The sequence below is a fragment of the Gilliamella sp. GillExp13 genome (assembly GCF_001690815.1).
Classification (GTDB): Bacteria; Pseudomonadota; Gammaproteobacteria; order Enterobacterales; family Orbaceae; genus Gilliamella; species Gilliamella bombi.
Map to the genome: position 1 here is coordinate 62,072 of NZ_LZHJ01000101.1, position 9,226 is coordinate 71,297.

General features: G+C 35.4%; 8 protein-coding genes and 1 pseudogene. All 9 read right to left on the reverse strand.

The features are described from left to right. Window positions 1-88: 88 nt before the first annotated feature. Window positions 89-1,087, reverse strand: a complete 999-nt coding sequence (gene galM, locus A9G37_RS07100; protein WP_065575059.1) for a galactose-1-epimerase — start codon at window positions 1,085-1,087, stop codon at window positions 89-91. Continuing rightward, window positions 1,078-2,235, reverse strand: coding sequence for a galactokinase (galK, locus tag A9G37_RS07105; RefSeq protein WP_051634232.1), 1,158 nt, complete (start codon window positions 2,233-2,235; stop codon window positions 1,078-1,080). Before galK ends, galM begins: the two co-directional genes overlap by 10 nt. Next, window positions 2,236-3,285 carry a galactose-1-phosphate uridylyltransferase gene (galT, locus tag A9G37_RS07110; RefSeq protein ID WP_065575060.1) on the reverse strand — a complete coding sequence of 350 codons (1,050 nt, stop codon included), beginning with the start codon at window positions 3,283-3,285 and terminating at the stop codon, window positions 2,236-2,238. A gap of 44 nt (window positions 3,286-3,329) precedes the next feature. Further along, window positions 3,330-4,346, reverse strand: coding sequence for a UDP-glucose 4-epimerase GalE (galE, locus tag A9G37_RS07115; RefSeq protein WP_065575061.1), 1,017 nt, complete (start codon window positions 4,344-4,346; stop codon window positions 3,330-3,332). Between the two features lie 44 nt (window positions 4,347-4,390). After that, window positions 4,391-5,665 (reverse strand): MFS transporter, encoded by a 1,275-nt coding sequence (locus tag A9G37_RS07120; RefSeq protein WP_034912651.1) that lies wholly within the window; start codon window positions 5,663-5,665, stop codon window positions 4,391-4,393. 535 nt (window positions 5,666-6,200) lie between these two features. Then, window positions 6,201-7,364, reverse strand: coding sequence for a histidine-type phosphatase (locus A9G37_RS07125; protein WP_176701883.1), 1,164 nt, complete (start codon window positions 7,362-7,364; stop codon window positions 6,201-6,203). Further along, complete coding sequence (gene nfsA / locus A9G37_RS07130; RefSeq protein WP_065575063.1) at window positions 7,361-8,086, reverse strand: oxygen-insensitive NADPH nitroreductase; 726 nt, start codon at window positions 8,084-8,086, stop codon at window positions 7,361-7,363. Before nfsA ends, A9G37_RS07125 begins: the two co-directional genes overlap by 4 nt. A gap of 18 nt (window positions 8,087-8,104) precedes the next feature. Further along, window positions 8,105-8,809: a tRNA (guanosine(46)-N7)-methyltransferase TrmB gene (gene trmB / locus A9G37_RS07135; protein ID WP_065575064.1), complete on the reverse strand. Its 705-nt coding sequence runs from the start codon at window positions 8,807-8,809 to the stop codon at window positions 8,105-8,107. A 143-nt stretch (window positions 8,810-8,952) separates the two neighbouring features. Beyond that, window positions 8,953-9,226 (reverse strand): annotated as a pseudogene (locus A9G37_RS12890) (IS3 family transposase); the annotation flags it as partial.

The window sequence follows — 9,226 nt, forward strand, 5'->3', positions numbered from 1 at the left end:
TTTTCTCAAATTGCTGGATTTCTAGTAATGTAAATATGAAAAAGCTAGATGTTATTAATATACAGCAATAATTAAAACAAATAACTCATTAATTTATAAAAAATTGGTAAACAGTGTGATGTTCATATATTTGTTTTGGTTGTAAAAAGCAGCTTGGTTGTGGCCAGTCAGGATGATTAGGGCTGTCCGGTAAAAATTGGCTTTCTAATGCTATGCCAGCAAAGTTTCCATATTCACCATTATGCCGGTTTGGTGTATGTTGTAAAAAGTTACCTGTATAAATCTGTAATGACGGTTTGGTTGTAGTAACATTCATTGTTACTTTTTTATCAGATGAAATGAGTTGAGCGGCTATCGCTTTGGTTTTATCTAATAAATAAGCATGATCATAACCACCAGTTATTTGCCTTTCTGCGCTTTCAAGTAGTTTTTCCGATAAAAGTTTTGGTTGACGTAAATCCATATCGTGCATGGTAACACTAACTAAATCCTTATTAGGGATACCATTGGCATTAACTGGCAAATAATAGTTAGCATTTACTTTTAATCTGTGATTAAGTATATCCTTGCTTATTTCACCATCTAGATTAAAGTAAGCATGATTAGTCAAATTCACTGGCGTAGTTTTTGTTGTAGTTGCATTAAACAAGATAATTACTTGATTGTCATCGGTGAGTTTATACGTTACTGTTACATTCAGCTCACCAGGAAAACCTTGATCACCATCAGGTGAAGTCAAAAGGAAAGTCACTTGCTGATCGGAGCAAGATTGAATTAACCATAATTGTTTATCGAAGCCTAATTTTCCGCCGTGTAACTGATTTACACCTTGATTCGCGGTAAGATGATATTGTTTATTGTCAATATTAATAGTAGCATTGGCAATACGGTTAGCATATCGGCCTATTGTAGCACCTAAATAGGCATCCTGTTGTTGGTATTGTTCAAGTGAGCGACAGCCAAGTAGTACTTCTCGATTCTGTCCATTAACGGGCAATTCACAGGAGAGCCATGTAGCTCCCCAGTTTGAAAGTTTTATTCGCATTCCTTGTTTATTGGACAGTTCAATAATTTGCGTTATAGGCATATCGCGTGTGCTCCTTCACTTGGTTTACAGACATAAAAATCTTCTTTAATACCGAATTTTTTAGCATAACTATCGCTAACAACCGTTTTAACAGCATCAACTTTATCTTTTGGTACTAATGCCACAACACAACCACCAAAGCCACCGCCTGTCATGCGAACACCGCCTTGTTCACCAATTACACCGTGAATTATTTCAACTAGATAATCAATAGCGGGGACTGTAATTTCAAAATCATCACGCATTGAATTGTGACTCTGTGCCATGAGTTTTGATAATAATTTATAATCACCATCTGTAAGAGCTTGTGCTGCTTTTAGTGTGCGTTCATTTTCAGTGATTACATGATGAGCTCGTTTAAAGACAATTGGATCGAGCGTGTTTTCAATATGTTGTAATTCAGTTAAGGACGCGTCTCTTAAGGCTTTTACCCCAAGAGCTTGAGCTGCTGCTTCACACTGTTTGCGTCGAGTATTATATTCACTATCAACTAATCCTCGTTTGATATTTGAATTGATGATAACCACAGCAAAATCTTTAGGAATTGAGACTGGTTTAACTTCTAATGAACGACAGTCAATTAACAATGCATGTTGGCTTTGTCCAAGGGCAGATATTAGTTGATCCATGATGCCACAATTGCAACCAACAAATTGGTTTTCGGCCTCTTGACCAATTAAGGCTAACTTGGTGCCATCTAAAGCTAAGTTGTAAAGAACTTGGAACATTTTAGCTACCGCAACCTCTAGAGATGCTGATGAACTTAGTCCTGCTCCTTGAGGAACGTTTCCACTAATAGCAAAATCGACGCCATGGATATTATTTGCATATTTTTTTAAGTGTTTTACCACCCCACGTATGTAGTTAGCCCACATATAATCCGGATGTTTTTCAATAGGAGAATCTAAAGAAAATTCATCTTGTTGATTATCATAATCAACCGCAATAACTCGGACAAGATTATCAGAACGTTTGTGACAACTTATTATCGTTTGATAATCGATGGCACAAGGTAAAACAAAACCATCATTATAATCGGTATGCTCGCCAATCAAATTTACACGACCAGGGGCTTGTATCAGTGTATCGGGTTTATAATCAAATTTAGATTCAAATGCTTGTGTAGTTGCTTTGATTAATGCGTTCATCTATTTATCCTTTTTGTCTTTATAATGCACATCACTAACGTTACGTAACCTTTCAGCTGCTTGCTCTGGGGTTAAATCACGTTGTACTTCGGCTAACATTTCGTAACCTACCATAAATTTTTTTACTGTGGCGGAACGTAATAAAGGGGGATAAAAATGTGCATGTACTTGCCAATAATCATTTTTATCTTGCATAAATGGCGCACCATGCCAGCCCATAGAGTATGGGAAAGAGCAATGAAATAAATTATCGTAGCTACTCGTTAATTTTTTGAGCGCAATAGCTAAATCACTTTGTTGTTCGTCATTTAATTGGGTTAATTGTGGAATGTGAGTTTTTGGTAATAATAATGTTTCAAATGGCCATATTGCCCAAAAAGGAACAACGGCAAGCCAATACTTGGTTTCTACAACGATTCGCTCACGACTAATAAGTTCCTTTTCAGTATAATCAACCAATAAATTGCGATGATATTTTTCAAAGTAATTACGCATATTTAGATCTTCGCGGGCAATTTCATTCGGTAAAAAGCTATTTGCCCAAACTTGTCCATGTGGATGAGGGTTAGAGCACCCCATTGCTGATCCTTTGTTTTCAAACACTTGTACCCAAGGATAGTTTTTGCCCAACTCTTGCTGCTGTTCTATCCAGGTTTTAATTACTCCTTCAATTGCAGGTAAATCAAGTTCAGGTAATGTTTTACTGTGATCGGGTGAAAAACAGATAACTCGACTAGTGCCTTTTGCGCTTTGCATTTGGAATAATGGATCGGCGTTTTTTGGTGATTCTGGAGTATTTTCCATTAGTGCTGCAAAATCATTAGTAAAAACAAATGTTCCCTTATATTGGGGGTTGATATCTCCTGTTACCCGTTTATTTCCTGGGCACAAAAAGCAAGTCGGATCATAACTTGGTTTTTGCTCTTCGTTTAATACTTCTTGTTGCCCTTGCCATGGGCGTTTTGCCCTATGTGGTGAAACAAGTACCCATTGATTGGTCAATGGGTTGTAACGACGATGAGGATGGTCAACTGGGTTAAAAATATCCATTTTTGCCTCTTCTGTTAATTTTGTATGTTTTATAAAATGTATTGTTAATCAGGATAGCCTTGAGGGTTATTTGATTGCCAATTCCAAGAATCTTTTACCATGTCATCAAGCGAGAGTTTGGTTTTCCAACCTAATATTTGCTCAGCTTTATTAGCATCAGCCCAGAATGCTGGTAAATCACCTGCTCGTCTTGGAGCAAAGTGCCAATTAAGAGGTTTTCCTGATGCTTTTTCAAAAGCTTTAATGACTTGTAATACGCTATAACCAACACCTGAGCCTAAATTGTAAATATGCACACCAGCTTTGTTTTGATCGGTTTTGAGTGCAGCGATATGCCCATCCGCCAAATCAACAACATGTATAAAATCACGAACGCAAGTTCCATCTACTGTTGGATAATCATTACCAAAAACAGCTAATGACTCTCTTTTGCCTACAGCAACTTGCGTAATATAAGGCATAAGATTATTAGGAACACCAAGTGGGTCTTCGCCCATTAATCCACTTGGATGGGCTCCAACAGGATTAAAATAACGTAGTAAAGTTAGTGACCAATCGGGCTCAGCAACGGCTAAGTCCATAATACATTGCTCAACCATTAATTTACTTTTTCCATACGGACTAGTAGGTAAACCTTGCGGTAATGTTTCAACATAAGGAACAGGGGCTAATTCGCCATAGACCGTGGCCGACGAGCTAAATACTAACTGTTTAACGCCTGCAGCTCGCATTGCTTTCATCAGTACGATACTGCCGTAGACATTGTTTTCATAATATTCTAGTGGTTTGTGAACTGATTCACCGACGGCTTTTAGGCCAGCAAAATGGATCACTGCTTTAATGTCATGTTCTGAAAAAATCTTAGTTAATAGTTTTTCATCGCATACATCGCCTTGATAAAAAATGACGGATTGCCCAGTAATTTTTTGTATCCTATCCAGTACTGATGCTTTACTGTTAAACAAATTATCAATAATAATTGGTGTATAGCCAGATTTAATTAGTTGAACACATGTGTGACTTCCTATATATCCACAACCACCAGTTACTAATATTTTCATAATAAAACCTTCATCTAGTCAATAATAGTTATAGTGAGTTTCTGCTAATCTTCAGACCCTTCACTGTTGTTATGTTTCCACAGATCCCATGGTCCACGCCCTGATAATGTAAAGGATGAAATAAGCGTAAAACTAAATGCGATCAAGCCAAGGATTAAATATGCTCCTTCGAAACCTATTTTAACATACATTAACCCTGCAAAAGTGGACATAAACATGATAGATAATTGTTTTGCAAAACAAAATGCGATTAAGTAAACGGTTGCTGATAAGTGAATAGGGAAGTGTTTGGTAATATATTTAAATGCACCGACAAGTAATAAAGGTGCTTCGAACATATGTAGCGTTTTTAATATCACCACTTCAACTGCTGTACTGGCAAATGCTGAACCTGTAATACGAATAGACATGATAGCACCAGCAATAAGTAATGTATTTTTACTGCCTATTTTCATTACAATCAGAGGAGCAAAAAACATCACAGTGGCATTTAAAAATTCACCGAGCGTAGTTACATAGCCGAAAGCTTCACGACCCACTTGTTCGTTAGTAAAAAATGAGGTGAAAAAGTTTGCAAATTGTTGATCAAATACATCATAAGTACAAGCAACCCCAATTATGTAAAGCATGAAGAACCATGTCTTACGCATACTAAGTAAATCAAGGGCAAGTTTTAGATTGAATGGCTTTGGTTTATTTAATCCCATTTGCTCAACGACTTCAGTCGTTGTGGTTTTTGCAGGATCGGCGATTTTAACTAAAATTAAAAGAATCAATGCAAATCCAGAACATAACCAAAAAACGGCATTGACATCTTTAGAAATCATAATTCCAACAAACGAAGCACATATAGCCCAACCAAAACAGCCAAACATACGACAACGACCAAATTCAAATCCACTACGTCGACTTATTTTTTCGACAAGAGCTTCAATAGCTGGTGCACCACCACTAAATACCATACCAAGATAAAGCCCTCCAACAATTGCGCCCAAGGTGACATTTAATTGAAGTAATGGCCCTAAAACGAAGATAAAAAATGGACCAAATAGTACAAGAAGAAGTGTGATAACCCAAAGAAGGTGTTTCTTTAACCCTAGTTTATCAGAAATTAACCCGAATAAGGGTTGAAAAAAAAGCGCAAATAGTGAAATAAATGAAAAAACGTACCCCGTATTAGCCTCATCAAGCCCATTCATTTTTAGCCAAACAGGAAAAAAAGGGCTGTATGCTCCCATAATAAAAAAGTATAGAAAGAAGTAGAGACTGAATATCCAATAATTCTTATTACTTAGTGATGACTTTATTTTTTGATTCATAATGAACTTCCTTTGTTAGGCTTTAAATGATCACACAATCATTTAAAAAACTTTTACATGTATATGAACAGGTAAGCTATTTGTTGGGGGCGATAATAGCACTAAAATAATTTTGAAAAAGTGATCTAGATAACATTTTATGAAATCGGTTACATTTAATGTTAAATTAATTTTTGTTAAAAAGTTTCAGGTAGATATGTGTTTGAGTATAATTTTCGTGTTTTATGATGGCAATAATGCAAATTAAAGATCGTCAATCTGCTAAAGAGAAGGTTTAAAATAATTAATTGGAATAAAACAAATAAAGTGCAGCTATTGATTGAAATCGATTACATTTTTCTGTTTACACTTTCTTGAGTCTATTGTAATTGACTATGATTTAAGTAAGCTAAACAATTAACATTTATACTGAAACGTATATTTACCTGAAACTTTTTGACAAGGAATTTTTTATTAATTAGTATTAGCTTAACTTTTTATTATTAATTTGTTTAATCTTAATTAAATTGGAAAAATTAGATAACCTAATGGTTAATTACCTAGTTTTAATTGATTTTATTCGTTCCTCAAAATCTGACCAATAATAATAACCATCATTATTAACAGAAGCATTTTCTAAATGAAGTTGATAATGTTGTGGTAAATTATTGTCATCAAGTGCTAGCCCGTTATGGAGTTGTTCAAAACTTTGATAAATATATTCGGCTTTAAAAAAGTATTCGCCTGTAGATAGGTGACGAAAACGCTGTAAAGCTACTTTTCCACCAATTGGGGTTATTTCAAATTGATTTGGTAGTTGGTAGTCTTTAAAGTCTAATGCACCCAGTAATGAAGCGATGGTACTATCGTGTCCAACAAGTAAATTGACTTTACTATCCTGTAGCATAAGATCGTTTATCATGTTGATAATAAGTGCCGCTGAATGTTTAGCAAGTGTTTTAGAATGGCAAACTAAATTTATATATTGATTACGAATTGCGCTAATTTGTTGCCACTGCTCTTGGCTAGTTAGTCTACCCCATGCAATTTGTTCTTTTGGAAAGGCCGAATAGTATTGCAATAAGAATGCATCAACGGCTGAAATACCTATCGCAAGTGGTCCGAGGAGTGCTGGTTCTTCATGTTTTTTAAAATAAAGTTCGGATGGAATATCGGCTAAATCGCATTTATATTCAGCATATAATTTTGAATGCTTATAATCCAAAATATCGGAAAGGGCTTCATAAGCTGGTGCTAGGCTTTTAAAAATATTGGCTGCTTTGTCAGCTTCTTCAATATCACGCAAAACCGCATTTTTAAACTCAGTTGAATCGTCTTGCAAGCTAGGATCGAAAATCGGATCCATTTTTTCAATGGCATATTTATGATGAATAGGAATATCATACCCAGCAAAGGCACCAGCTGTCATAAATTGAGCGGTCGCGACAGTTCTTTGCAGACTATTAGAATACACGAATAATTCAGTATTATGTTTTGATAATTTTATATTGTGTTTTTCAAGCCAAGTCGATAAATAGCGGCCAAAATAAACTTCTAATATTCCACCACGAGTGGTCAAATAACCATATGGATGATCCCATTTAGGCCATTTAAAGGGAGTCACTTTTTCTAAAAACTGCAAAGTATTTTGTAATGGCGTACGAATACCATGACGGCTAAGTATAACGATTTTATCTAATTGGTAATGGTTATTTTTCATTTTGTGATCCATCCTTGTTTATGTAAATAATCTAAAATAAAATCACGTTGTTCATTATTTATTGTATTTGCAATTTTATCACTCCAACCACCGGTTTTTTGATTAGTACTACGGTTTTGATAGTAATCACCTATTTGGGTATCATATTTTGCTAAAGTTGCATGATCAAGTGGTTGATATTGGTTTTCAAAAAAGAGAAGCTCTTTAGGTAACCTCGGTTTTATTTCTGGATTATGATCGGGGTAACCAAGGCAAAGCCCAAAAAGAGGAAGAACATATTTTGGTAACTCAAGTAATTGGGTTACTTTATCAATATCATTTCTCAGTCCGCCAATATACACAGCACCAAGTCCTAAGGATTCAGCCGCTATTACTGCATTTTGAGCCATAATTGCTGTATCAACACAGCCCAATAATAACTGCTCGGCTTTGCCAAGATTAAGTGTTGGATCAATTTGAAAATGACGATTAAAATCGGCGCAAAATACCCAAAATTCAGGGGCTTTTTTAACATATTTTTGATCACCAGCATAATGAGCTAGTTTTTCGCGTTTTTTAGGATCTGTAATACGAATAATTGTCGAACATTGAATAAAGTTAGAACTAGAAGCCGACTGTGCTGATCGAACTATAGATGTTATTTGTTCTTGAGTTAAACTAGTTGTTTTATAAGCACGAATAGAGCGGTGTCGACAAAGTAGATCGATAGTTTGATTTTGCATAATGGCTCCTTAGCATAATTATTTGTTTACAAATTGAAGATCCCAAACGCCATGACCTAAATTTTGACCTCGTTTTTCAAATTTAGTAATTGGTCTATCATCAGGTCTCAGAATATAGTCATCGCTTGGTGATAAATTTTCAAAACCTTCAGCTTGGGTTAAAACCTCTAACATATGTTCTGCATAATGTTGCCAATCGGTAGCTAGGTGCAAAATTCCACCTAATTTTAATTTTTGTCGAATTAACTGTACAAATTGGGGTTGAATAATGCGGCGTTTGTTATGTCTTGCTTTATGCCAAGGATCAGGGAAAAAAATTTGTACTTTGTCTAATGTATGATTAGGGATCATATTTTCTAATACTTCAACAGCATCGTGACACATCACTTTTATATTTGATAATTGATTTTCTTCAATTGCCATCAAACAAGCACCAACACCGGGTTTGTGTACTTCTATTCCTAAAAAATTCTTATTAGGTGCATTTTTAGCCATTTCAATTAACGAAGCACCCATACCAAATCCAATTTCAAGAACAGTCGGTTTATTAGAATCAAAAACCATTGGTGAATTTACATCATATTCAATACCAAATAGCGGCCATAAACTTATTAATGCCTGTTCTTGGCCTTTTGTTAAACGACCTTGCCGTAAAACAAAACTACGAATGGTTCTTTTAGATTTGATATTTTCGTTATCTGAGTTTAATTGTTCGTTCATCACGTTATCTACTTTTGTTGTGGAATTTATTAAAGCCAAAGAATGGTTTGTTAGTTTACTCGATTTTGAGTTCACAGCAAAAGCATCTTATGGCCAAATTGTTTTATTTAATGACCTGGATTCAAACATGAAGTGCAATTTTAAACAATACCTAACGCCTCACGATTAAAGTCATCGATGACATTGAATGTCCTAAAGCGACGTTGATTACTGCTACTGTCATTCATAAAATCCATTGAACAACATTCACCTTGTTTATTAGGCACCAATAGCTTTTCCTGGCATCGTGGAGGAATGCGTTTTTTTCGTTTTACTCTGAGATTAAGCTTTAATTCACAATACACCCGATAAACACGCTTATGGTTCCATTGATAGCCGAGCTTTCTGATACGATTAAAGCATTTAGGAAAGCCCCAGCGT